A 24,957-nucleotide genomic window follows, 5' to 3' on the forward strand; every position below is an offset into this window, starting at 1 on the left:
TTCCTCTGGCGCCCAAGCCGCCAACAGTCGGAACAGGCGCGGTTGCGCCGGCAAACAAGGTTCGAAGTCCTCTGCCATGAAACCATCGCTAGTCCTGAAGATGGGCCAGCAGCTGACGATGACACCGCAGCTGCAACAGGCCATACGGTTGCTCCAGTTATCCACGCTCGATCTCCAGCAGGAGATTCAGGAAGCGCTGGATTCCAACCCCATGCTGGAACGCGAAGAAGATGGGGACGATTTCGACGGCTCGGACGTAATGGCCGAAGCCATCGAGGCCAAGCCGGACAGCGCGACGACATCCGAGCCTGATGGCGCCGACAGCCGCTACGAGGACAGCATCGGCACGGCGGCGGACAACCCCGATGACGCGGACTGGAGCGATCGCATCCCCAACGAACTGCCCGTCGACACCGCTTGGGAAGACATCTATCAGACCAGCGCAAGCAGCCTGCCGAGCAGCGATGACGACGAGTGGGACTTCACCACCCGCACCTCTGCCGGCGAAAGCCTGCAGAGCCACCTGCTCTGGCAATTGAATCTCGCGCCGATGAGCGACACCGACCGCCTCATCGCTGCCACCCTGATCGACTGTATCAATCCACAGGGGTATCTGGAGGAAAGCCTCGAGGAAGTGCTGGAGTCCTTCGACCCGGAACTCGAGATCGAACTCGACGAGATCGAAGTGGTGCTGCGCCGCATCCAGCAATTCGAGCCCGCCGGCATCGGCGCCCGCGACCTGCGCGAATGCCTGCTCCTGCAGCTGCGCCAACTGCCCGAGCGGACACCCTGGCTGCCCGAGGCCATGCGCCTGGTCAGCGACCATCTGGACATCCTCGGCAACCGCGACTACAGCTTGCTCATGCGCCGCATGAAGCTCAAGGAAGACGAACTGCGCCAGGTCGTCGATCTGATCCAGACCCTGAACCCGCGGCCCGGCTCGCAGATCGAGACGAGCGAGCCTGAATATGTCGTGCCGGACGTCATCGTGCGCAAGCACAACGATCGCTGGCTGGTCGAACTCAATCAGGAGGCGATGCCCCGGCTGCGGGTGAACGCGCAGTACGCTGGCTTCGTCAAGCGCGCCGATTCCAGCGCGGACAATACCTTCATGCGTAACCAGCTGCAGGAGGCGCGCTGGTTCATCAAGAGCCTGCTGAGCCGCAACGAAACCCTGATGAAGGTGGCCACCCAGATCGTCGAGCATCAACGGGGCTTCCTCGATCATGGCGACGAAGCCATGAAGCCGCTGGTGTTGCACGATATCGCCGAGGCCGTGGGCATGCACGAATCGACCATCTCCCGGGTGACCACCCAGAAATACATGCATACCCCGCGCGGGATATACGAACTCAAGTACTTCTTCTCAAGCCACGTCAGCACCGCCGAAGGCGGCGAGTGCTCCTCCACCGCGATCCGCGCGATCATCAAAAAGCTGGTGGCGGCGGAAAACCCGAAAAAGCCGTTGAGCGACAGTAAGATCGCTGGTTTACTGGAGGAGCAGGGCATCCAGGTAGCACGCCGCACCGTCGCCAAATACCGTGAATCGCTCGGTATCGCGCCGTCCAGCGAGCGCAAGCGGTTGCTGTAGGTTACCGGTTGACCGACGATCTCTTCCGCTGGCGGGCCCGGTCCCGCCAATCCGCACGTGGCAAAAGGAGATGCAGTATGCAAGTCACTATCACTGGCCTTCACCTTGAAGTTACCGAGCCCCTGCGTGACTACGTCGAGGAAAAATTCGAAAGACTGTCGCGGCATTTCGATCGCATCATCGGTGTTCAGGTGATTCTCCAGGTCGAAAAGCTCAGGCAGAAGGCCGAAGCCACGCTCCACGTCGCCGGGCGCGAAGTCGTCGCCAATGCCGAGCACGAAGACATGTATGCCGCCATCGACCTGCTTGCTGACAAGCTCGATCGTCAGCTCATCAAGCACAAAGAAAAACAGCTCGACCACAACCAGGGTGCCCTAGCCCGCTAACCCCATCATGATCCGACTTGAACATATCCTGACCCCCGCACGTTCCCTCGTGAACGTGCCGGGCGGCAGTAAGAAGCGCGTCCTGGAACAGATCGCCAAGGTGATCGCCAGGGATCTCCCAGACCTCGACCCACAAGCCATCTTCGAAAGCTTCGTCGCACGCGAGAAACTCGGCTCCACAGGCTTCGGCAACGGAATCGCCATCCCCCATTGCCGTATGAGCGGATGCGCCTCGCCGCTGAGTGCCGTGCTGCACCTCGATGCTCCAGTGGATTTCGACGCGATCGACGGCGCCCCGGTGGACCTGCTGTTCGTCCTGCTGGTGCCCGAAGCGGCCACCGATGAGCACCTGGAACTGCTTCGCCAGATCGCCAGCATGCTCGACCGCGAGGATGTGCGTGAACGTTTGCGCCAGGCTTCGACGTCGGAGGCGCTCTACCAGACGGTGGTCGATATCCAGAGCGGCCAATAGCAGGGCTGGACACCGCACGCCAGCATGAAGTGAGGAACGAGACGTGCCCAAGACCTGTCAGCGCTCGAGACACCGACACCTGGCGACGCCAGGTGTCGAACACTTGCTCCAAGGGGCGGCGACGAGATGCGTCTGATTATCGTCAGTGGTCGTTCCGGTTCGGGTAAAAGCACCGCCCTCGACGTGCTCGAGGACAATGGTTTCTATTGCATCGACAACCTGCCGGCGGGACTTCTGCCCGAGCTTGCCGAGCGGGCGCTCCTGCACACCGAACTGCTGCAGCCGCAGGTAGCCGTGTCCATTGATGCACGCAACCTGCCGAGCCAGCTCAAACGCTTCCCTGAGCTTCTGATCGAGGCACGCGCACGCCATATCCAATGCGACGTGCTCTACCTGGACGCCGCGGACGAAACCCTGCTCAAGCGCTTTTCCGAAACCCGCCGACGCCACCCGCTGACAACGGAGCGCCGCTCGCTCGCCGAGGCCATTCGCGACGAAGAGAAGCTGCTCGCTCCGATCATCGACCACGCCGATCTCAAGATCGACACGACGCACCTGAATCTCTATCAGCTGCGTGACACGCTGAAACTGCGTCTGCTGAACAAACCCGAGCCCGGCACGGCGTTTCTCTTCGAATCCTTCGGTTTCAAGCGCGGCATGCCCGTCGATGCTGACGTGGTGTTCGATGTGCGCTGCCTGCCGAATCCCTATTGGAAAGCCGAGCTGCGCGACTATTCTGGTCTCGACCAGCCGGTGATCGATTACCTTGCGCAGCAGGCCGACGTGGAGGAGATGTTTCAGGACATCCATGCCTACCTCAGCAAGTGGCTGCCACGCTTCGCCGCCAGCAATCGCGCCTATGTCACGGTCGCGATCGGCTGCACTGGCGGGCACCACCGCTCGGTGTATCTGGCTGAGCGACTGTGTCAGGCGCTGCGCGAGCCTCTGAAGAACGTCCAGGTCCGCCATCGCGACCTGGTCTAGGAAGAACCATGCCTGCCTGCGATATCACCATCGTCAACAAACTCGGGCTACACGCCCGGGCCGCCGCCAAGTTCGTCGGGGTCGCCAACCAGTTCCCCTGCGACATCCGTATCGGCCGCTGCCCCGACACCGTGGTCGACGGCAAGAGCATCATGGCCGTGATGATGCTGGCGGCGAGCAAAGGGACCACCCTGCACATGCGCACCGAAGGCGAGCAGGAACAAGACGCCATGAATGCACTGATCGCCCTTATCGAGGACTATTTCGAGGAAGGGGAATAGGCTGGTCGCCGAGAGGCTGATTTCAGGCCAGGTGCCAATAGCGGTGTGATACCTGGATCGTCCGAGGGCTGCTGCTTCCGTTCTTGCCGGGGCAGATCGGGTTGACCGACCGGCCCCTCCCTTAGCCTGTCAGCTTCCGGCGACCTTCATACGCTCGATCAGCACCGAGCCGGTGTGGATGCTGCTGCGGGTTTCGATGTCACAGCCCACGGCGACGATCTGCTGGAACATATCGCGCAGGTTGCCGGCGATGGTCACCTCTTGCACCGGGAACTGGATCTCACCGTTCTCGACCCAGTAGCCGCCTGCGCCTCGCGAGTAATCGCCTGTCACCAGATTCAGCCCCTGCCCCATGAGCTCGGTCACCAGCAGGCCGCGCCCCATGCGGCGAATTAGCGCCGCCTGATCGTCCTTACCATGGGTGACGAAGAGGTTGTGCACTCCGCCCGCGTTCGCCGTGCTGGGCATCCCCAGTTTCCGGCCCGAATAGGTGCTGAGCACATAAGAGACGAGCTGCCCCTTGTCCACGAACGGCTTGGCGTAGGTCGCCAGACCATCGCCGTCGTAGCCGGCACTCGCCAGGCCCCGCAGCAGGTGCGGGCGCTCGTCCAGGCTCAGCCACTCGGGAAACAGCGTCTGGCCAAGCGCATCCTCAAGATAGGAAGCCTTGCGGTAGAGGTTGCCACCGGATATGGCAGACAGGAAATGGCCGAACAAGCCGGTGGCAAGCTCGGCCGAAAACAGCACCGGCACGTCACAGGTCGGCACTGGTCGCGCACCGAGGCGCCGCACCGCACGTTCAGCGGCACGCTGGCCGATCGACTCGGCGCCGCTCAGCTCGCTGGCGACGCGATTGACGTCATAGTGATAGTCGCGCTGCATCTGCCCGTCGGCCTCGGCAATCATCACGCAGCTCAGACTGTGCCGGCTACTGCAATAGCCACCGATGAAGCCGCTGCTGTTCCCGTAGCCACGGATGCTACGGTGCGTGCTCAGGCTGGTGCCGTCCGCATTGCGTATGCGGGCATCCGTGTCGAACGCCGCCGCCTCGCAGGTCAGGGCCAGCTCGATCGCCTCGTCCGGCGCAATCGGCCAGGGATGATAGAGGTCCAGGTCCGGCACCTCGCGGGCCATCAACTGGGGATCGGCGAGCCCGGCGAAGCTGTCTTCCGAAGCATGCCGGGCGATGGCCAGCGCGGCGGCCACGGTTTCACGAATAGCGTCATCACCACTGCCCGTGGTACTCGCCGAACCCTTCCGCTGGCCGAGATAGAGGGTGATGCCGAAGCCCTGATCCCGGTTGAACTCGACGGTTTCGACCTCGCGCTGACGCACGGTCGTGGACAGCCCCTGTTCCATCGACACCGACACTTCGCAGCCCGTGGCGCCTTGCTTGTGCGCCTCGTCGAGGATGCGCTGGACACGCTCGCGCAGTGCCGGCAGTGCGTCCGGGCCTATCGCATCAACTTCAGTCATAAAACACTCCGAACCCTGATTCACTGATTCGCAACCGTCGCGACCTGCCTGCCACCGGCCGGCGGGGCTGCTGTTATCATGGCGGCATTTCCATCTGGATCCGCCCCATGTCTGATATGTCCGACCTCGACGATTTCGAGGAAAAAAGCAAAAGCCAGGTCAAGCGTGAAATGCATGCGTTGCAGGAACTGGGTGAGCGCCTGACCACACTCAAGCCCGAGCTGCTCGACCGCCTGCCCTTGACTGACGCCTTGCGCAAAGCGCTGGACGACGCTCCGAAACACAAGGCCCACATCGCGCGTAAACGCCATTCGCAATACATCGGCAAGCTCATGCGCGACCAGGACGTCGACGCCATCCTGGCGCTGGTCGACCAGCTCGACGCCTCGACGCGCCAGTACAACGAGCGCTTCCATGCCCTCGAGCGGTGGCGCGATCGCCTCATCGCCGGCAATGACGAAACCCTCGAGGCCTTTGTCGCCGACTACCCGGAAACCGACCGGCAGCACCTGCGCAGCCTGATCCGTCATGCCCAGCATGAAGCCGCCCGAAACAAGCCCCCGGCCGCCAGCCGCAAGATATTCAAGTACATCCGCGAACTGGACGAGACGCAGCGAGGGCTGCGCTAAACCCATTCGGCTCGACGCTCGGCGCCAGACGGCGTCCGCACGTCGAGCTGACTTCCGGCATCAAGCGCCTGTGCCCCCGACGGTGATCCCGTCGATCTTCAGCGTCGGCTGCCCGACGCCAACCGGCACGGACTGACCGTCCTTGCCGCAGGTACCCACACCGCTGTCGAGCGCCAGGTCATTGCCGACCATCGAGACCTTGTTCATCACGTCAGGACCGTTACCGATCAGCGTGGCGCCCTTGACCGGTGCAGTGATCCGTCCATCCTCGATGAGATAGGCCTCGCTCGTTGAAAACACGAACTTGCCGCTGGTGATATCCACCTGCCCGCCGCCAAGATTGGCGCAATAGATTCCCTTCTTCACCGAACGGATGATTTCCTCCGGATCGCTCTCGCCCGCCAGCATGTAGGTGTTGGTCATGCGCGGCATCGGCAGATGCGCGTAGGACTCGCGCCGCCCGTTGCCAGTCGGCGAAACGCCCATCAGGCGCGCATTGAGCTTGTCCTGCATGTACCCCTTGAGCACGCCGTTCTCGATCAGCGTGGTGCACTGGGTGGGTGTGCCTTCATCGTCGACACTTAGCGAGCCGCGGCGATCGGCCAGCGTACCGTCATCGACGATGGTGCAAAGTTTGGAGGCGACCGGCTGCCCGAGGCGACCGCTGTAGGCCGAACTGCCCTTGCGGTTGAAATCGCCTTCGAGTCCATGGCCGACCGCCTCGTGAAGCAGCACACCGGACCATCCCGACCCCAACACCACCGGCAGGGTACCCGCCGGCGCAGCCACCGCCTCGAGGTTGACCAGCGCCTGGCGCAGGGCCTCACGGGCATAGCCCATGGCCCGATCCTCCTGCAGGAAATAGTCGTACCCGGTGCGACCGCCACCGCCCTGGCCACCGCGCTCGCGTCGACCGTTCTGTTCGACGATCACGCTGACATTGAAACGCACCAGCGGACGAATGTCGGCGGCCAGCGCCCCGTCCAGACCGGCCACCAGTACGTGGTCCCAGACACCCGCCAGGCTGACGGTTACCTGCTTGATTCGCGGATCGAGTGCACGGGTCGCAACGTCGATGCGCTTGAGTAGCTCGACCTTCTCGGCGCGCCCCATTCCGTCGAGCGGATTCTCCTGCCGATACAGCGGCTTGAACGTGGCGCGGGACAACACACCCACGCGTCCCTGCTGCCCGCTCCTGGCGATCGAACGCGCCGCCTCGGCAGCTTGCCGCAACGCGTCGGCGTTGATGGCATTGCTATAAGCGAAGCCAGTCTTCTCCCCTGACAACGCCCGAACGCCCACACCTTGCTCGATATGAAAACCGCCTTCCTTGACGATGCCATCTTCGAGCACCCAGGACTCGGTCACCTGGTCCTGGAAATACAGATCCGCCGCGTCGATACCAGGACCGGCCAGCTCCCCCAGCAGGCCCGGCAGGTCCTCGAGACCCAAGCCGCCAGGGGTAAGCAGGCGTTCGGTAACAGGCAACAGCAATTCACTCATAACTACTCCAATGTGCCAGAGGCCATACGGGGGGCGGAGAATCGGCGGTGACGCGACAGCGGCATGCGCTCGCGTGCGGCCTGCTGAGCCGCGACGTCGCGCTCGGCACTCAGGGCGACCTCGCCCTCGTCGCGTTCGGCGACGACCTGCCCCCAGAAGTCCACGATAGCCGAATGACCATGGGTCAGACGACCGCCGGGGTGTTCGCCACCCTGTGCTGCGGCCAGCATATAGCATTGCGTCTCGATGGCTCGCGCGCGAATGAGGATCTCCCAATGTGCCCGACCGGTGACGCGGGTGAAGGCTGACGGCGCGCTGATCAGCTCGGCACCGGCCAGACGCAGCGCGGTGTAGAGATCGGGAAAGCGCAGGTCATAGCAGACCGTCATCCCCAATCGCCCGACGGGCGTATCGGCGACCACGATCCGATCGCCCGCCGCGTAGCTGTCCGACTCGCGATAACGCCCCTGGGCATCGCTGACCTCGGCGTCGAACAGATGCAGCTTGTCATAGCGGGCGACGCGCTGCCCCTTGTCGTCGATCAACAGCGAACAGGCACAGACCTTGCCCTGCGGCTGGCCATCAGGCGGAAGCGGCAAGGTGCCACCGACCAACCACAAACCGAGCTCGGAGGCTGTGCGCGCCAGCCATGGCAGGATTGGCCCAACCCCCTCGGCCTCGTCGCGCCCCACACGGGCGAGGTCGGATCGCCCCATCGCTGCGAAATTCTCCGGCAACACGGCGAGTTTCGCACCGGCGACAGCGGCCTGCTCCAGCAGGCGCGTGGCTGTGGCGAGGTTGGTCGCGATATCGGCCTGGCTGGCCATCTGGATCACGGCTAGGGTCATCGGGGCACCAGCTCGGCAACCAAGGCCGATCAGTTGGGGTTCTCGAAGGGTCGATCGAAGGTGATCTGCGGCGCCTGCCAGGGGCCCTCGACCCGATATTGCACGGTGGCGAAGCGCGCGACCCTGTCGCCCAGCAGTTTATCCGCGACGAACAGCGCCCCGCCGATGGCGGGCGCTCCCACGATCAGTGCCGCCAGCGGCAGGTTGTTGCTGACCGGCAGCGTAACCAACAGTTTCGCATCGATCCGGTCATTGGCCATGTCGAGCTGCCCCTGCAATTCCAGGTTGCTCGACGGCCCGGTGACCTTGAGCGGCTCGCGTGTGACATAAAGCCCATCGGTCGCCTGCAGGTCGGCCGTGATCCGGTCATAACTAAGCCCCTTGCTGAACAGATCGGAAAAATCCAGCCTCAACCGCCGACCGATCGAATCGAAATTGAGCAGACCGAATACACGCAGTGCCTGCGCACTGCCATCGACCTCCCGCAGCTGCCCTTTTCGCAGGCTGCCCTTCAACGCACCCGATAGTCGCTGGAAACCAAAGAACGCCGGTGAGCCGGGCCAGCGCCCATCGACCGTCAGTGAAAAGGACTCGCTGGTGGTCGAGGGCGCAAAGCCCCACGCCAGCAAGACGTCGGCAAGGTTGGCCCCGGCCAACCCGCCCTTGTACCAGGTACGATCGCCGGCCCACCCGCCCTCGCCAGTCAAGTTGATACCGCGCAGGCCGAGGTTAAGGTCGCTGAATGCGACGCCGCCTGCGGCAGGCCGGAGCTTCAACGACCAGGGACCCAGAGCGGCGGAGCCCTGATACACCTGCCCGATCGAGACATCCATGGCCGGCACGCCGCCCGGATCGACACCGGCGAGCGGATCACGAGGCTCGGCACCAGCATCGGCCGGTGCGGGCGCAGGCAGGCGCAGATGGGAGAGGTTCAACGTGATCGGCTCGGTCGAGTCCGGCAGCTGGACCTCGCCTGCAATGGTCTCGCTGTCCAGCGCAAGTGACCAGCCGGCCGCCTGGCGCCTGAGATCGACACCCAACGCCTCGACGCGGGTGCCGAAGCCCTCGAAGCGGCCAATGTTCAGCTGCGCGCGCCGCAATAGCGAGACGGCACCAGCGTCTTCGGCGGGCTGGCCGAACGACTCGCGCAACGCCCCCCACTGACCCGCGTCGAGCGTCGCCAGGTTACCGCGCACATAGAGCCCAGGGTCGCTGCGTCGATTCGCCGCCCCGCCGCCCAGCACCAGCTCACCGCCGCCTTCCAGCAGTCTGCCGGTGGGCCCGCCGAACGCCAGCGTCGCCAGCTCGCCGTGCTTGAGGCTCAACCGTTGCTGCTCGCCACCGAGTGACAGCCGCAACGTGGTATCCCGACGCTCATCGGCAGACTTGGCGAAAGGCGCAGGCAGGTCGAGACGGGCACCGATCAGCGACGAATCCAACTGGAGCTGGTTGCCGTCTCCGCCGAGCGACAGGGCCAGCTGCAGCGGCACGTCGCCGGTGATGGGCAGGGCTCGTTCAATCTTCTGCCAATCCAGCAGCGCCTGTATCGCAACGCTCCCGGTGGCCTGGATGCGGGTTGCCGGCGCCCCGGGTTGCCCGGTTGCGCTGGCCGACCCGCGCCACTGCGCGCCCAGGCTTCGCGCCTGGATACCCTGCGCACTGAGGCCACGCTCGGTGTCGTAGCGGAAGGTCCCTGCCACCGCGTCGAACGCCAGGTCTGCCTGCGCGATATAAAGCGAGGCGTCACGGCTGGTGAAATCAACCTTGGCTTTCGGCGTCTCGCCCTTGGCGAGCGGTATGTCCAGGTCCAGCTCGCCAGTCAGCGGGCCTTCGCCCGTCCAGCCGGCGATCAGATCCGCCGTGCCGATCGGCGCGACCTGCAGCAGCGTCAACGCATCGCGGACGTTGCCCTCGACGGTGCCCTGCACGGACAGCCGCGGCACACCGCCCCCCAGGCTCCGGGGGATCTGCGCGCGGGCATCATGTACCTGGCTGTCGAGCATGCGCCCATCGGCCAGCCGCACCCGCACGCCGCTGTCTTCGATGAGCACTTCGCCATGCGCCTCCCGCAGCACGGGCCAACCCGGCTGGAAGGCCAGCTCGGCGTCCCTGACTTTGAAATACAGCCCCAGGCTGCGCGCCTCCTCGGCGGCATCCCTGGCGATCGAGCCCTGGTACTCGAAGTACCCCTGCTCGACGGTGCCGCCGCGAATAGCCGTCTGCAGCCACTCGGCCAGCGGGGCGCTGAGCGCCGGTGAACGCGTTGGCAGGTATCTGGCGGTGTAGGCGGCGTCGCCGTTGCGTATCCCCACGCGGAGATCCATGTAGTCCTCGAGGGCCGGGTCACGCATCAGCCGGATCAGGAAGTCGCCGGCGATCTGCCCCTCTTCGCCCTCAACCTGCAGGTAGGGCGCGACCAAGGTGAACGCTTCCTCATCGAAGGTCCAACGAAGGCTGCCCCGGCTGCTGCGATAGCGCCAGGGCTCGGCGAAAAGCTCGGCGAGATGCAGGCTGAAGTTCTGGTTGTCGAAGCGCAGCTCTCCGGCGCCGAGGTCACCGCGGACCAATCCGTTGACGTTGTGGACCGCCGGTATCCAGTGATAAGCGTCGATCCCTACCGCGTCCAGGTTGCCCGCGAAGGTCAGGCGTTCCGCGCCGGTTTCGCGTGGGCGGTAGCCGAGCTGCAGGTTGCGCAGCGTCCCTTCCGGCGCAAGGGCCTCAAGGTAGGCCTGCGCCATGTCGGGCAACGGCGCCAGCCCCTCGACAAGCCTGGCCAGAGTTGCCAGGGGGATGCGGTCGGCCTGGAGCTGCCAGCGGTCCGCCTCGGCATCCTGGCTAAGCAACACACGCATCTCCGGCCACCGGCTGTCACCCAGGCCGAAGGACAGGCCGTCGAGTTGCAGCCGATAGCCTTGTGGCTGACGGTCGAGGTAGGCGTTGAGCGCTAGGTCCTCGATCCCCAGCATTTCGCGCTCTGCCGGTCCGACCTCGACCTTCGGCAGGTTCAGCCGTGCCACGGCGCGTGCAACGCCCCGCTCACGCCAGTCGAGCCAGATTTCCCCGCCGCCCTGCAGCTGTCCGACGCGCAGGCCGTCAACCAGGCTGGCGGGCAACCAGTCGGCCCAATCACTCTGCGGCAGGCTGAGGTACAGGCGCGCCGTGACATCCTCCCAGCGCGCCGGCGCCCACTGTGCATCGGCCCGCAGCGCAAGCGGCTTGCCGTCCGGAAGCAGCATGCGGCCGTCCAGTTCGAACCCATCGCCTAAGCTGCGCAGTTCGACGTCGACGTAACTGAGCGTTAGCGGAGCGCCTGCCTGTGGCTGGAACGTGACCTGGCTGTCGTGCAGCCTGAGCTGCTCGACACTCCGAAGCCGCGCAAGGAGCTGTTCAGGAGATAGCGGCGGCGCGCCGGCGCGCTCCGGCATGCCGCTCAAGCGCCAGCCGCCCTCTGCCCCTTCGACGACGCTCAGGTGTACGCCGCTGAAGGTGACCGACGCCAGCTGCAACGTGCGCGACCAGAGGCTCTCGGCGAGGTCGGGCACGACCGCCAGCGAATCCAGGCGAACCGCCTCGTCTCCCTCGCCTAGCTGCACATCGCGGGCAACCAACCGCGGACGGAACCCCTCCCAGCGGCCTTCGAGGCGCCCCAGGGTCACCGGCATTCGCAGCAATTCCTGCGCTTTGCTCTCGGCTTCCGCACGATACTCGGCCACCCAGGGCACCAGCTGCCTGCCTAGGCTGACGTACAGCGCAGCCAGTATCAGGCCGACCGCGGCCAGCCAGAGGCATCGACGCGGCAGTGCGATCATCAGAGCTGGGAGCCGACTCATACGGATGCGCTCCAGTCATCCGGGCCTACGTGGCCAGGCTTGCATCTATTCAGAGCAGCACCACATCGTACTGTTCCTGGGAATACATGGTCTCGACCTGGAATTTGATCGAACGGCCGATAAAGCTCTCCAGGTCAGCGACATTGCCTGATTCTTCATCGAGCAGGCGATCGATCACCTTCTGGTTCGCCAGCACGCGGTAGCCCTCGGCCTGGTACGCGCGCGCTTCGCGCAGGATTTCGCGGAAGATCTCGTAGCAGACGGTTTCCGGCGTCTTCAGTTTGCCGCGCCCCTGGCAGCACATGCATGGCTCGCACAGGACCTGCTCGAGGCTTTCACGGGTGCGCTTGCGGGTCATCTGCACCAGCCCGAGTTCGGTGATGCCGATGATGTTGGTCTTGGCGTGGTCGCGCTCGAGCTGCTTTTCCAGCGTCCGCAGGACCTGCCGGCGGTGCTCCTCGTCCTCCATGTCGATGAAGTCGATGATGATGATGCCGCCCAGGTTGCGCAGGCGCAGCTGTCGGGCGATCGCGGTCGCCGACTCGAGGTTGGTCTTGAAGATCGTCTCTTCGAGGGTGCGATGACCGACGAAGGCACCGGTATTCACGTCGATGGTGGTCATGGCCTCCGCCGGATCAATGATCAGGTAGCCACCGGACTTGAGCATGACCTTGCGCTCGAGCGCCTTCTGGATTTCGTCCTCGACGCTGTACAGGTCGAAGATGGGGCGCTCGCCGGGATAGTGTTCCAGATGCTCGCTGAGTTCGGGCATCAGCTCGGCGACGAACTGCCGGACCTTCTGGAAGTTCTCCCTCGAGTCGATGCGAATCTTCTCGATCCGGGGATTGACCAGGTCGCGCAGGGTGCGCATCGCCAGGGACAGGTCCTCGTAGATGACCGATGGCGAGGCGGCGGTCTTCATCTGGCCGTCGATCTGTTCCCAGAGCCGGCGCAGATAGCGGATATCCATGAGAATTTCGTCGCTGCCGGCCCCCTCGGCCGCCGTGCGCAGAATGAAGCCACCGGTTTCCTTGATACCCTCGGCGGCAATGCACTCCATCACGACCTGCTTGAGCCGCTCGCGCTCGGCCTCGTCTTCGATGCGCAGGGAAATACCCACATGACTGGTGCGCGGCATGTACACCAGATAGCGCGAGGGAATGGACAGCTGCGTGGTCAGCCGAGCGCCCTTGGTACCGATAGGATCCTTGGTGACCTGCACCACCAGTGCCTGCCCCTCATGGACCAGCGCGCTGATCGGCTCGACGGCGTTGCCTTCACGCGCGGAGATCTCCGAGGCATGGATGAACGCGGCCCGCTCCAGGCCGATGTCGACGAACGCCGCCTGCATGCCGGGCAGCACTCTGACGACCTTGCCCTTGTAGATATTGCCGACGATGCCCCGGCGCTGTGTGCGCTCGACGTGGACTTCCTGCAGGACACCGTTTTCGACCACCGCCACCCGCGATTCCATGGGGGTGATGTTCATTAGAATTTCTTCACTCATTGTTCTTCTCGGCCGGTGGCGATGGTCTGGAGCAGCCGAAGCTGACGAGATTGGCCCGATTCTAACGGCATACGCGTACGAGCCACAGGCGCTAGGCCGAGCTTTTAGCCCAGTACGGCAGGCCGCGCGCCTCGAGCAGTTGTGCCGTTTCGCACAATGGCAGTCCCACCACGGCGGAGTAGCTGCCGCGCAGGCTGCTGACGAATATTGCGCCCAGCCCCTGGATGGCATAGGCGCCCGCCTTGTCCTGCGGCTCGCCGCTGGCCCAGTAGGCCTCGGCTTCGGCTGGCGTGATCGAGCGAAAGCCGACGTGGCTGCCGACCAGCCGCACCTCGCATCCTGCCTCTCCAGCCAGGGCGACAGCGGTCAGCACCTGATGCTCGCGCCCCGACAGGGCGCCGAGCATGGCCAGCGCATCGGCCCGGTCCGCCGGCTTGCCGAGGATGCGCTCGTCGAGCACCACGGTCGTATCGGCGCCGAGAACGAAGGCACCCGGCTCATCAAGCGCGGCAAGGCCGGCAGCAGCCTTCTCGCGTGCGAGACGCTGCACGTAGGCTTCAGGGGCTTCGCCAGGGAGGGGCGTCTCATCAATGGAAACGGATAGAAGCGAAAAGGGGGCGCCGATCTGGGTCAGCAGTTCACGGCGCCTGGGCGACGCAGAGGCGAGAAACAATGCAGCCATGCCTGATCCTTGAAATTACCGTCGGCGCAGGTTCGCATATCCCTCGAACAGCCGGAAGCGCATCAGCACGGCCGGACCATAGCCAATCAATAGACGTTGAAGCGCCGGCGCGCCCACTGCAGCGCCACGAAGACCCAAGGCCAGAGCAAGGCACTGACCGGGACGGGGACGAGAAAAAGCAGCGTCGGCGGACGGTTGCCGGTGAGCGTGTTGAGCCAGAGGTGAACCAGCTGCCCGAGCCCGAGAATCACCAGCAGGACCAGACTTTGCTGCAGCAGCGGGAACATGCGCAGGCGCTGGTTCAGGCTCAGCACAAGGAAGGTCACGAGCAACAACGGCAGCCCGTTCTGCCCGAGCAAGGTCCCGGCCAGCACATCCAGCATCAGCCCGAAGAAGAATGCCGCCGCCATGCCGCCGCGATGAGGCAGGGTAATCGCCCAATAGGCGATGAACATGCCCAGCCAGAGGGGCCGCGCGAGCTCCGTGTTGGCCGGCATCGGCGCGATGCTCAGCAGCAGCGCAACCGATAACGACACCCAGATGACCCAGCCGTTGTTCGCGCGACCGCTGATCACTGTCGTGCCTCGCCATCGGTACCCGGGGCCGCAGCGGGCACAGAATCTTCTGGGGTCCTGTCGGCATCACCAGCCGGAGCGGTATCTGCCCCGGGCGCGGCCTGCTCGGCGGCCTCGCGATCGGCCGACTCCTGCGCTTCGGCCGCCGCATTGGCGCGCTCTTCGGGTGTTCGTGAATCGCTGAAGACCAGCAGCAGGTAGCGGCTGCGATTGAGCATCGCCGTCGGCGTGGCGCGGACGATGGAGAATGGTTGGCCGGAACCCCGAATCACCTCAGTGACCTGGGCGACCGGATAGCCACTGGGAAAGCGCTGCCCAAGGCCCGAACTGACCAGCAGATCCCCTTCCTTGATGTCCGCCGTTTCCGCCACATGGCGCAGCTCCAGGTAGTCCGGGCTGCCGGTGCCGATGGCGATCGCCCGCAAGCCGTTGCGGTTGACCTGCACGGGAATGCTATGCGTAACATCGGTAATGAGCAGTACGCGCGCCGCATAGGGCATCACCTCGACGACCTGGCCCATCAAGCCGCTGGCGTCGAGCACCGGCTGGCCGACGAAAACGCCGTCGCGCTCCCCCTTGTCGATGAGGATACGGTGCGTGAAGGGATTGGGGTCGAGCCCGATCAGCTCGGCCACCAGCACCTTGTCATCGACCAGCGCTGCCGAATTCAGCAGCTCGCGCAGTCGCACGTTCTGCTCGGTCAAGGCGGCCAGTTTCTGCAGGCGCCGCTGCATGAGCAAGGCTTCAGCCTTGAGCTTCTCGTTTTCCGCGGCCAGGCTGGTGCTGGTGCTCAACTGCTCGGTCGCACGCTGCCAGGTCCGCACCGGCAGGTCGGCCAGCCAGTAGAACGGCGTCAGCACGAGGCCCATCTGGCTGCGCAGTGGTTTCAGCGTATCGAAGCGAGCATCCAACACCATCAGCGCGACACACAACACGGCGAGCACCAGCAGGCGCACACCGAGCAGAGGTCCTTTGGCAAATAGCGGTTTGATGAGCGAATCCTCGCACTGCAGGCTTCAAACTGAACGAGACAAGCCGAACACAGGGCGAGCCAGGGTTCGGCTTGTCACTTGAAACTGGCCAGACCCTCTACAGGCCGGCCGGAGGTGACCGGCGAGACGGTCGTAAGCGCATGGTCCAGGAGGCTGTGAGCGGACGGGTTGCAGCCGCCTCGCCCCAATGCACCGCGGCTTCGACGGCCCGGCCGACCGTGGATCACTCCGTGGAGAGCAGATCCATGGCGTGACGATCCATCATTTCCAGCGCCCGACCACCGCCCCGCGCCACGCAGGTCAGCGGCTCTTCGGCGACGATCACCGGCAGACCGGTTTCCTGCGCCAACAGCTTGTCCAGATCGCGCAGAAGCGCACCGCCACCGGTCAGCACCAGCCCACGCTCGGCAATATCGGACGCCAGCTCCGGCGGCGACTGCTCCAGCGCGCTTTTGACCGCCTGAACGATGGTCGCCAGCGATTCCTGCAGGGCCTCCAGCACTTCGTTGGAATTGAGGGTAAAGCTGCGCGGCACCCCTTCGGCCAGGTTACGTCCGCGAACGTCCACTTCGCGCACGTCGTTGCCAGGAAAGGCAGTGCCGATCTCCTGCTTGATGCGCTCGGCGGTGGACTCACCAATCAGACTGCCGTAGTTGCGGCGAACGTAGGTGACGATCGACTCGTCGAAACGATCGCCGCCGACCCGTACGGACTCGGCGTAGACCACGCCATTGAGAGAAATCAGGGCGATTTCGGTGGTGCCACCCCCGATATCGACGACCATCGAACCACGCGCCTCGTCGACTGGCAGGCCAGCGCCGATTGCGGCGGCCATGGGCTCCTCGATCAGGAAGACTTCGCGGGCGCCCGCGCCCAGCGCCGATTCACGAATGGCGCGACGCTCGACCTGGGTGGACTTGCAAGGTACGCAGATCAGCACGCGCGGGCTCGGCTGCAGGAAGCTGTTCTCGTGAACCTTGTTGATGAAGTACTGCAGCATCTTCTCGCAGACGCTGAAGTCGGCGATCACACCGTCTTTCATCGGGCGGATCGCGTTGATGTTGCCTGGTGTACGCCCGAGCATGCGCTTGGCGTCAGTTCCCACGGCAACGACGCTCTTCTGGTTGCCATGGGAACGAATGGCCACCACGGACGGTTCGTTCAGGACGATACCGCGGTCGCGCACATAAATAAGGGTATTGGCAGTGCCCAGGTCGATCGACAAATCGCTGGAAAACATGCCACGCAGTTTCTTGAACATGGGAAAAGGGCCCTGGGGCAAACGCGTGGGGAAAAAAGTGCCGCAAACTCTAACAATGGCGGGAAGCAAGGGCAAGGCGCGAGTCCAGGCCTGAAGGGCCAGACGTGAGCTGTTGCGCGAAAAATGCGCGCACGAGGAAAATGCATGAGTCGACGTGCAAGCCGCAGCCGTGCTACCGGCTGGGCCGACAGCCATGTAACATTGACGGCTTTTCCGGGCCCGTTGGCCCACTGCTGCAGATCGCCCCTGCCGCCCTCGCGTTGGCCCTGGCCGACGGAAGGCGCACCGATTCGCTTCCCGCTGGAGACTCCCGATGGCGCTTGAACGCTCCGAAGTGGAAAAGATCGCTCACCTGGCCCGCCTGGGTCTGGATGAAGCCGACCTGCCCCGCACCACCGAGACCCTGAACAACATCCTCGGCCTGATCGACCGCATGCAGGCAGTCGACACCACCGGCATCGAACCACTCGCCCATCCGCTGGAGACCCATCAGCGCCTGCGCGCCGACGTGGTCACCGAAAGCAATCAGCGCGACGCCTACCAGGCCATCGCGCCAGCGGTCGAAGAGGGCCTGTATCTGGTTCCACGGGTGATCGAGTAATGAAGGACGCCGACATGCATCAATTGACTCTTGCCGAGATCGCCCGGGCGCTGGCCGACAAGCAATTCTCGGCCGAGGAACTCACCCGTGCGCTGCTGGCGCGTATCCAGCAGCTCGATCCGCAGCTGAACAGCTTCATCACCGTTACCGAGCAGCAGGCACTGGACCAGGCGAAAGCGGCCGATGCACGCCGCGCGAAGGGCGAGAGCGGTGCGCTGCTTGGTGCGCCAATCGGTCACAAGGACCTGTTCTGCACCCAGGGTATTCGGACCAGCTGCGGGTCTCGAATTCTCGATGCCTTCAAATCACCCTACGACGCCACGGTCGTCGAGCGCCTCGCCCAGGCCGGTGCCGTGTCGCTGGGCAAGCTGAACATGGACGAGTTCGCCATGGGCTCGGCCAACGAGTCGAGCTACTACGGCCCGGTGAAGAATCCCTGGGACCTGTCCCGCGTCCCCGGCGGCTCCTCTGGCGGCTCCGCGGCGGCCATCGCGGCGCGTCTGCTGCCCGCGGCCACCGGCACCGACACCGGCGGCTCGATCCGCCAGCCAGCTGCACTGACCAACCTCACCGGCCTCAAGCCGACCTACGGCCGCGTTTCGCGTTGGGGCATGATCGCCTACGCCTCGAGCCTCGACCAGGGCGGCCCGCTGGCGCGCACCGCCGAGGACTGTGCGCTGATGCTCTCGGCCATGGCCGGTTTCGACCCGAAGGACTCGACCAGTGTCGATCAGCCCGTCGACGACTACCTCGCCGCGCTCGGCCAGCCATTGACCGGCCTGCGCATCGGCTTGCCGAAGGAATACTTCGGCGCCGGCCTCGACCCGAAGATCGCCGACGCGATGATGACTGTCGTCGAGGAGCTGAAGGCGCTTGGTGCCACGGTCAAGGAGATCAGCCTGCCGAACACTCAGCATGCGATTCCGTCCTACTACGTCATTGCGCCCGCGGAAGCCAGCTCCAACCTGTCACGTTTCGACGGCGTACGCTTCGGCTATCGCTGCGCGGACCCCGTCGACCTCACCGACCTCTACAAGCGCTCGCGCGCCGAAGGCTTCGGTGACGAGGTCAAGCGGCGCATCATGGTCGGTACCTACGCGCTCTCGGCCGGCTACTATGATGCCTATTACCTGAAAGCACAGCGCATTCGCCGGCTGATCAAGAACGACTTCGTCAGTGCCTTCGAGGAGGTCGACCTCATCCTCGGCCCGACCACGCCGAACCTGGCCTGGAAGCTGGGCGAGAAGAACGCCGATCCGGTGTCGGCCTACCTCGAGGATATCTACACCATCACCGCCAACCTGGCGGGCATCCCTGGCCTGTCGATGCCGGCCGGCTTTATCGACGGCCTGCCGGTGGGCGTGCAATTGCTGGCGCCCTACTTCCAGGAAGGCCGCCTGCTCAACGTTGCGCACCAGTACCAGCAGGTCACCGACTGGCACCTGCGCGCCCCGGCCGGATTCTGAGGAGATCGAACAGATGCAATGGGAAACCGTGATCGGGCTGGAAATCCACGCACAGCTCAGCACCCAGTCGAAGATCTTTTCCGGCAGCGCCACCACCTTCGGCGCCGAGCCCAACACCCAGGCCAGCCTGGTCGACCTCGGCATGCCCGGCACCCTGCCGGTGCTCAACGCCGAGGCCGTGCGCATGGCCTGCAAGTTCGGCCTGGCCATTGACGCCGAGATCGCCGAGAAGAACGTCTTCGCCCGCAAGAACTACTTCTACCCCGACCTGCCCAAGGGCTACCAGACCAGCCAGATGGATCACCCCATCGTGGGCAAGGGCCACCTGGACATCACCCTGGAAGACGGCACCACGCGCCGCATCGGCATCACCCGCGCGCACCTGGAAGAGGACGCCGGCAAGAGCCTGCACGAAGACTTCCACGGCATGAGCGGTATCGACCTGAACCGTGCCGGCACGCCGCTCCTGGAGATCGTCTCCGAGCCGGACATCCGCAGCGCCAAGGAGGCCGTCGCCTATGTGAAGGCGATCCACGCCCTGGTGCGCTACCTCGGCATCTGCGACGGCAACATGGCCGAAGGCTCGTTGCGCTGCGACTGCAACGTGTCGGTACGCCCGAAAGGCCAGGAAGCCTTCGGCACCCGCGCCGAGATCAAGAACGTCAACTCCTTCCGCTTCATCGAGAAGGCGATCAACCACGAGGTGCAGCGTCAGATCGAGCTGATCGAGGACGGCGGCAAGGTGGTGCAGGAAACCCGCCTGTACGACCCGAACAAGGACGAGACGCGCTCCATGCGCAGCAAGGAAGAAGCCAACGACTACCGCTACTTCCCCTGCCCTGACCTGCTGCCGGTGGTAATCGAGCAAAGCTTCCTCGACGAAGTGCGCGCCAGCCTGCCGGAACTGCCGGTGCAGAAGCGCGAACGCTTCGAGCGCGAGTTCGGTCTGTCGGCCTATGACGCCACAGTGCTGGCCGCCAGTCGCGAGATGGCCGACTACTTCGAACAGGTCAACGCCACCTGCGGCGATGCCAAACTGGCGGCCAACTGGGTGATGGGCGAGCTGTCCAGCCTGCTCAACAAGGAAGGCCTGGACATCGAGCAGTCACCAGTTTCCGCCGAGCAGCTGGGCGGCATGATCCTGCGCATCAAGGACAACACCATCAGCGGCAAGATCGCCAAGATGGTCTTCGAGGCCATGGCCGCCGGTGAAGGTTCGGCCGACGCAATCATCGAGAAGAAGGGCCTCAAGCAGGTCACCGACGCTGGTGCGATCGAGAAGATGCTCGACGAAGTGCTGGCCGCCAATGCCGAGCAGGTCGAGCAGTACCGCGCCAGCGACGAAGCCAAGCGCGGCAAGATGTTCGGCTTCTTCGTCGGCCAGGCGATGAAGGCGTCCAAGGGCAAGGCCAACCCGGCGCAGGTCAACCAACTGCTCAAGCGCAAGCTCGAAGGCTGAGCCACGACGCCGCCCCGGGTGCCAGTGATCGGGCACCCGGGAACGGCTGCGAGGTGAAAGGTTCGAATACTGCGAACCTTAAGCCAACCACCCTGCCTGACCTGTCAGGAAGGATCTGAGCCATGCGAAACCGATTGCTGATCGCTCCGATGCTGCTGGCGCTGGTCTCTGGCTGCATGGACTCGCCGGAGGCGGACGCCACCGAGAGCAGCCTGACCCAACAGGGCAAGGCCTCGTATTACGCGCGCAGCTTCCACGGCGAGGAAACGGCCAGCGGTGAAACCTTCAACCAGAACGAACTGGTCGCGGCGCACAAGACGCTGCCATTCGACACCCGCGTGCAGGTGACCAACCTGGACAACGGCAAGCAGGTGACCGTGCGCATCAATGATCGCGGGCCCTACAAGCCGGGGCGGATCATCGACTTGTCCCGGGTCGCCGCGAACCGGATTGACCTGCTGGAAGACGGCGTGGCCCCGGTCAAGATCGAAACGCTCGACTGACCCGCCACACCAACCTCATCACAAGGAGCCCCGATGACCCTGCTGACGTTCGCCTACCTGATTGCCGGCCTGATACTGCTGGTGGCAGGAGCCGAAGCCCTGGTGCGCGGCGCGTCGAACCTTGCAGCCCGATTCGGGGTATCGCCACTCATCATCGGCTTGACCGTCGTCGCCTTCGGTACCAGCGCGCCGGAGACCGCGGTCAGCATCCAGGCGTCTCTCGAAGGCAGCGGCGACATCGCGGTCGGCAACGTCATTGGCAGCAACATCGCCAACATCCTGCTGATCCTCGGTCTCTCCGCGCTGGTGGCGCCGCTGCTGGTGTCACGCCAGCTGGTGCGGCTGGACGTGCCGGTGATGATCGGCGCCGGCGTCCTGACCTTCCTGCTTGCCTGGAACGGCAGCGTCAGCCGCCTGGACGGCATGGTGCTGCTGGCGTTTCTCCTGCTCTATACCCTGTTTCTGATCATCCTGAGCAAGCGGGACAGAAAGCTCGCCGCCACGCTGGAGGCGGTGGAGGCCCCACCCGTCGAGGGCGACAGCCACCCGTTCGGCTGGCTGGTGCAACTGCTGCTGATCGTGCTGGGGCTGGGCCTGCTGGTGCTGGGCTCGAACCTGCTGATCGAAGGTGCGGTGGCCCTGGCCCGTGCACTCGGGCTGTCGGAACTGGTCATCGGCCTGACCGTCATCGCGGTCGGTACTTCGATGCCTGAACTCGCGACCTCGCTCCTGGCGGTCTACCGAGGCGAACGTGACATCGCCGTGGGCAACGTGGTTGGCAGTTGCATCTTCAACCTGCTCCTCGTGCTCGGGGCCGGCGCGGTGGTTTCCGCCGACGGGTTGTCCATTTCACCCAACGCCCTGGCCTTCGACCTGCCGGTGATGCTGGCGGTGTTCATCGCCAGCCTGCCGATCTTCTTTTCCGGCTATCGCATCAATCGCTGGGAGGGCCTGCTGTTCTTCGGCTATTACGGCGCCTATACCCTCTACCTGGTGATGTTCTCGACCGGACTGCCCGCGATCAGCCTGCTGCGCCATGCAATGACTTGGTACGTATTGCCCTTGACCGCCATCACGCTTTTCGTGATCTTTCTGCGCGCCTGGAAGCTCCAGCGCTAAGCCATTCCGTCCCTTCTCCGGAGAAGCCCTTCGTGACCCTGATGACGTCTGTCTATTTGATCGCCGGCCTGGTACTGCTGGTGGCCGGCGCCGAGGTGCTGGTGCGCGGTGCCGCCAAGTTGGCCGCACAGTTTGGCATTCCGCCCTTGATCATCGGGCTCACGGTCGTGGCGTTCGGTACCAGTGCACCGGAGACAGCCGTCAGCGTTCAGGCCTCGTTGAACGGCAGTGGCGACATCGCCATCGGCAACGTGCTGGGCAGCAACATCGCCAACGTCTTGCTGATCCTGGGTTTGACCGCGCTGATCGCTCCGCTGGTGGTTTCGCGCCAGCTGATCCGTCTGGACGTGCCGTTGATGATCGGTGCCAGCCTGGTCACCTACGCCCTCGCCTGGGACGGCTCGCTGAGCCGCCTCGACGGGGCGCTCCTGTTTGCCGGTGTGCTCGGCTACACCGCGTTTCTGATCGTCAGCAGCCGACGCGCCGCCGCAGCCGGCGGCGGTGACACCGAGGACGAGTTCGCCAAGGAGTACGGCCTGGAAGGCCAGCCCAAGCCCTATGCCACCTTGATCAATGCCGCGCTGGTCATCGTCGGGCTGGCGCTGCTGGTGGGCGGTTCGCATTTTCTCGTCGAAGGCGCGGTATCCCTCGCCCGTGCGCTGGGCCTGTCCGAACTGGTCATCGGCCTGACGGTCATCGCGGTCGGCACCTCCCTGCCGGAGCTGGCCACCTCGATCCTGGCGGCCATTCGGGGTGAGCGGGACATTGCCGTGGGCAACATCGTCGGCAGCAACATCTTCAACCTGTTCTGCGTGCTGGGCCTCGCCTCGCTGGTCTCGCCGCAGGCCATCGCCGTAGCCGCCAATGCGCTGGCCTTCGACTTCCCGGTGATGATTGCGGTTGCGCTCGCCTGCCTGCCGATCTTCTTTACCGGTTACGCCATCAACCGCTGGGAAGGCCTGCTGTTCCTGGCGTACTACGTCGCCTATACCGTCTACCTGGTGATGGTGAGCACCGGCCGCCCCTCAGCCGATGCCTTCGGTGATGCGATGATCGGCTACGCGCTGCCGCTGACCGCCGTGACACTGGCGATCATCGCCGGTCGTGCCTGGAAGGCACAGCGCCACTGAGCGGCGGTCAGATCCAGCCCAGCCAGTGCAGCAGGAAGAGCCCGACGTTGATGGTCAGCGCCGCGCCCAGCGTGGTGATGACGATGATGGTCGCCGCCAGCTGGTGATTGGAATTGACCGCACGCGCCATGACGAAGCTGGATGCAGCAGTGGGGCAGCCGAAGTACAGGAACAGGATGCCCAGTTCGGCGCCCCGGAACCCGCACAACCAGGCCCCTAGCGTCGCCAGCAGCGGAAACCAGACCATCTTCATCAGGCTCGAGCTCATTGCCAGGCTGCTGCTCTCGCGCAGGACCGAAACCGTCAGCGTGCCGCCGATGCAGATCAGCGCCAACGGCAAGGTCAACTGGGCGAAATACTCCCCGGAAGTCATCAACCATTCCGGCAACGGAACCTGCCAATAGGCGAAGGGGATGGCCGACGTCACCCCGATGACCAGCGGGTTGCGCAGGATGCTGCGAATGATGTCACCCGCATCGGCACGGCCGTCCGGGCTGTAGATGGCCAGCACCACGGCCGACAGGCTGTTGTAGAGCAGAATCACCAGACCGGCGAGGACACCGCCCAGCGAGAGCCCGTAATCGCCATAGAGGCTGGTCGCCAGCGCCAACCCAACCACCCCGTTGTTGCCGCGAAACGCACCCTGCACATAAACGCCCCGATCTGCCCATGGGCACCGCCAGATCGCCCAGGCCCACGCCAACAGAAACCCCGCCACGGTCGCCAGGATGTAATAGATCAGGAGCCTCGGCTGCAAGGCCGCATCGAGGTCGGCCTTGATGACCGACAGGAACAGCAGCGTTGGCATCGTCGCCTTGAACACCAGGGTCGATGCCGTATGGATGAAGGCGCCGTCGATCCAGCGCAAGCGCACCAACAGCACGCCGATGAACAGCATGACGAAGACCGGAGCGGTGACGCTCAGCGTCTGCAAAACCAAGGGGAGCATGAAAAACGACCGATGTTGGAGCTGGAAGCTGGAAGTCTTCTAGCCCGCGGTCTTCGCGTCAACCGGCAGGCACGGTCGCGCACGCTGATCCGTGGCCAAGAGCCGAACCTTCTCGCTTCCCGCCTCGGCTGCGCGACTACCGCCTGACCGGACGCTTCTGCAGTTTGCGTTGCAGGGTACGCCGGTGCATGCCGAGCGCGCGGGCGGTCGCGGAGATGTTGCCGTCGTGCTCGGCCAGCACGCGCTGGATGTGCTCCCATTGCAACCGGTCCACCGACATCGGGTTCTCCGGCACCAGGGTATCGAGGTCGGCGTGCTTGGACAGCAACGCCGCGAGCACGTCATCCGCATCGGCCGGTTTGCACAGGTAGTTGCAGGCACCTCGCTTGATGGCCTCGACGGCGGTCGCGATGCTGGAATAGCCGGTAAGGATCAACACCTTCATCTCCGGGTCCAGCTCAAGCAACTTGGGCAGCAGTACCAGCCCGGAGTCACCTTCCATCTTCAGGTCCAGTACGGCGTAGTCCGGCAGGTCCTGCTTCGCCATCTCCAGGCCTTCCTCGGCCGAGCCGGCGATGCTGACATGCAGGCCACGACGACTCATCGCCCGCGCCATGACACGGGTAAACGTCGGGTCGTCATCGACCAGCAGCAGATGGGGCTGATCTTCGCCTTCGTGCTGCAACTCTTCGGTCATGTCCGCTTTCCTCGCA

23 protein-coding genes are annotated in these 24,957 nt (G+C 64.4%); 12 read left to right on the forward strand and 11 right to left on the reverse strand.

What is annotated here, in order from left to right:
- Positions 1-76: 76 nt before the first annotated feature.
- The 5 genes from MST27_RS19665 (at position 77) to MST27_RS19685 (ending at position 3,714) form a co-directional block, all read left to right on the forward strand.
- The gene (locus tag MST27_RS19665) at positions 77-1,591 is read left to right on the forward strand and encodes an RNA polymerase factor sigma-54 (RefSeq protein ID WP_243607616.1); all 1,515 of its coding nucleotides are present in this window, start codon (positions 77-79) and stop codon (positions 1,589-1,591) included.
- Between the two features lie 77 nt (positions 1,592-1,668).
- Positions 1,669-1,977, forward strand: coding sequence for a ribosome hibernation-promoting factor, HPF/YfiA family (gene hpf, locus MST27_RS19670; RefSeq protein WP_243607617.1), 309 nt, complete (start codon positions 1,669-1,671; stop codon positions 1,975-1,977).
- A 7-nt stretch (positions 1,978-1,984) separates the two neighbouring features.
- Complete coding sequence (gene ptsN / locus MST27_RS19675) at positions 1,985-2,449, forward strand: PTS IIA-like nitrogen regulatory protein PtsN (RefSeq protein ID WP_243607618.1); 465 nt, start codon at positions 1,985-1,987, stop codon at positions 2,447-2,449.
- Between the two features lie 126 nt (positions 2,450-2,575).
- Positions 2,576-3,433, forward strand: coding sequence for an RNase adapter RapZ (gene rapZ, locus MST27_RS19680; RefSeq protein WP_243607619.1), 858 nt, complete (start codon positions 2,576-2,578; stop codon positions 3,431-3,433).
- 8 nt (positions 3,434-3,441) lie between these two features.
- On the forward strand, positions 3,442-3,714 hold the full coding sequence (locus MST27_RS19685) for an HPr family phosphocarrier protein (RefSeq protein ID WP_243607620.1): 273 nt from the start codon (positions 3,442-3,444) through the stop codon (positions 3,712-3,714).
- Positions 3,715-3,843: 129 nt separating this feature from the next.
- Here MST27_RS19685 and pmbA read toward each other — a convergent pair whose 3' ends face one another.
- Positions 3,844-5,190 (reverse strand): metalloprotease PmbA, encoded by a 1,347-nt coding sequence (gene pmbA / locus MST27_RS19690; RefSeq protein WP_243607621.1) that lies wholly within the window; start codon positions 5,188-5,190, stop codon positions 3,844-3,846.
- A 107-nt stretch (positions 5,191-5,297) separates the two neighbouring features.
- Here pmbA and yjgA point away from each other — a divergent pair, with 107 nt between their 5' ends.
- Entirely contained in the window at positions 5,298-5,819 is a 522-nt protein-coding gene (gene yjgA, locus MST27_RS19695; RefSeq protein WP_243607622.1) for a ribosome biogenesis factor YjgA, read from the forward strand.
- A 60-nt stretch (positions 5,820-5,879) separates the two neighbouring features.
- Here yjgA and tldD read toward each other — a convergent pair whose 3' ends face one another.
- The 8 genes from tldD to mreB all read right to left on the reverse strand — a co-directional run bounded on the left by tldD (position 5,880) and on the right by mreB (position 17,017).
- Positions 5,880-7,322 (reverse strand): metalloprotease TldD, encoded by a 1,443-nt coding sequence (gene tldD, locus MST27_RS19700; RefSeq protein WP_243607623.1) that lies wholly within the window; start codon positions 7,320-7,322, stop codon positions 5,880-5,882.
- A gap of 2 nt (positions 7,323-7,324) precedes the next feature.
- A complete protein-coding gene (locus tag MST27_RS19705; protein ID WP_243607624.1) occupies positions 7,325-8,170 on the reverse strand; it encodes a carbon-nitrogen hydrolase family protein in 846 nt (281 codons plus the stop codon).
- A 29-nt stretch (positions 8,171-8,199) separates the two neighbouring features.
- Positions 8,200-12,000: a YhdP family protein gene (locus MST27_RS19710; RefSeq protein WP_243607625.1), complete on the reverse strand. Its 3,801-nt coding sequence runs from the start codon at positions 11,998-12,000 to the stop codon at positions 8,200-8,202.
- A gap of 49 nt (positions 12,001-12,049) precedes the next feature.
- A complete protein-coding gene (gene rng / locus MST27_RS19715) occupies positions 12,050-13,507 on the reverse strand; it encodes a ribonuclease G (RefSeq protein ID WP_243607626.1) in 1,458 nt (485 codons plus the stop codon).
- Positions 13,508-13,598: 91 nt separating this feature from the next.
- Complete coding sequence (locus MST27_RS19720) at positions 13,599-14,189, reverse strand: Maf family protein (RefSeq protein WP_243607627.1); 591 nt, start codon at positions 14,187-14,189, stop codon at positions 13,599-13,601.
- An 86-nt stretch (positions 14,190-14,275) separates the two neighbouring features.
- The gene (gene mreD, locus MST27_RS19725) at positions 14,276-14,764 is read right to left on the reverse strand and encodes a rod shape-determining protein MreD (RefSeq protein WP_243607628.1); all 489 of its coding nucleotides are present in this window, start codon (positions 14,762-14,764) and stop codon (positions 14,276-14,278) included.
- The gene (gene mreC, locus MST27_RS19730) at positions 14,761-15,729 is read right to left on the reverse strand and encodes a rod shape-determining protein MreC (RefSeq protein ID WP_476756135.1); all 969 of its coding nucleotides are present in this window, start codon (positions 15,727-15,729) and stop codon (positions 14,761-14,763) included. The genes mreD and mreC overlap by 4 nt, the downstream gene beginning before the upstream one ends.
- A 250-nt stretch (positions 15,730-15,979) precedes the next feature.
- Positions 15,980-17,017 carry a rod shape-determining protein MreB gene (gene mreB, locus MST27_RS19735; RefSeq protein ID WP_243607629.1) on the reverse strand — a complete coding sequence of 346 codons (1,038 nt, stop codon included), beginning with the start codon at positions 17,015-17,017 and terminating at the stop codon, positions 15,980-15,982.
- Between the two features lie 313 nt (positions 17,018-17,330).
- Here mreB and gatC point away from each other — a divergent pair, with 313 nt between their 5' ends.
- The 6 genes from gatC to MST27_RS19765 all read left to right on the forward strand — a co-directional run bounded on the left by gatC (position 17,331) and on the right by MST27_RS19765 (position 23,295).
- Positions 17,331-17,618: an Asp-tRNA(Asn)/Glu-tRNA(Gln) amidotransferase subunit GatC gene (gene gatC, locus MST27_RS19740; RefSeq protein ID WP_243607630.1), complete on the forward strand. Its 288-nt coding sequence runs from the start codon at positions 17,331-17,333 to the stop codon at positions 17,616-17,618.
- Positions 17,619-17,632: 14 nt separating this feature from the next.
- Positions 17,633-19,084, forward strand: coding sequence for an Asp-tRNA(Asn)/Glu-tRNA(Gln) amidotransferase subunit GatA (gene gatA / locus MST27_RS19745; protein ID WP_243607631.1), 1,452 nt, complete (start codon positions 17,633-17,635; stop codon positions 19,082-19,084).
- 13 nt (positions 19,085-19,097) lie between these two features.
- On the forward strand, positions 19,098-20,543 hold the full coding sequence (gene gatB / locus MST27_RS19750) for an Asp-tRNA(Asn)/Glu-tRNA(Gln) amidotransferase subunit GatB (protein WP_243607632.1): 1,446 nt from the start codon (positions 19,098-19,100) through the stop codon (positions 20,541-20,543).
- Between the two features lie 122 nt (positions 20,544-20,665).
- Positions 20,666-21,046 (forward strand): septal ring lytic transglycosylase RlpA family protein, encoded by a 381-nt coding sequence (locus MST27_RS19755; protein WP_243607633.1) that lies wholly within the window; start codon positions 20,666-20,668, stop codon positions 21,044-21,046.
- Between the two features lie 33 nt (positions 21,047-21,079).
- Positions 21,080-22,165 (forward strand): calcium/sodium antiporter, encoded by a 1,086-nt coding sequence (locus MST27_RS19760; RefSeq protein ID WP_243607634.1) that lies wholly within the window; start codon positions 21,080-21,082, stop codon positions 22,163-22,165.
- 32 nt (positions 22,166-22,197) lie between these two features.
- Positions 22,198-23,295: a calcium/sodium antiporter gene (locus tag MST27_RS19765; RefSeq protein WP_243607635.1), complete on the forward strand. Its 1,098-nt coding sequence runs from the start codon at positions 22,198-22,200 to the stop codon at positions 23,293-23,295.
- A gap of 7 nt (positions 23,296-23,302) precedes the next feature.
- On the opposite strand, the gene MST27_RS19770 is transcribed toward MST27_RS19765, so the two are convergent.
- Together MST27_RS19770 and MST27_RS19775 are read right to left on the reverse strand one after the other, a co-directional pair.
- The gene (locus MST27_RS19770) at positions 23,303-24,244 is read right to left on the reverse strand and encodes an AEC family transporter (protein WP_243607636.1); all 942 of its coding nucleotides are present in this window, start codon (positions 24,242-24,244) and stop codon (positions 23,303-23,305) included.
- 136 nt (positions 24,245-24,380) lie between these two features.
- Positions 24,381-24,941 carry a response regulator transcription factor gene (locus tag MST27_RS19775; RefSeq protein ID WP_243607637.1) on the reverse strand — a complete coding sequence of 187 codons (561 nt, stop codon included), beginning with the start codon at positions 24,939-24,941 and terminating at the stop codon, positions 24,381-24,383.
- Between the last annotated feature and the right edge of the window lie 16 nt (positions 24,942-24,957).

Source organism: Stutzerimonas marianensis, assembly GCF_022810315.1.
Taxonomy (GTDB): Bacteria; Pseudomonadota; Gammaproteobacteria; order Pseudomonadales; family Pseudomonadaceae; genus Stutzerimonas; species Stutzerimonas marianensis.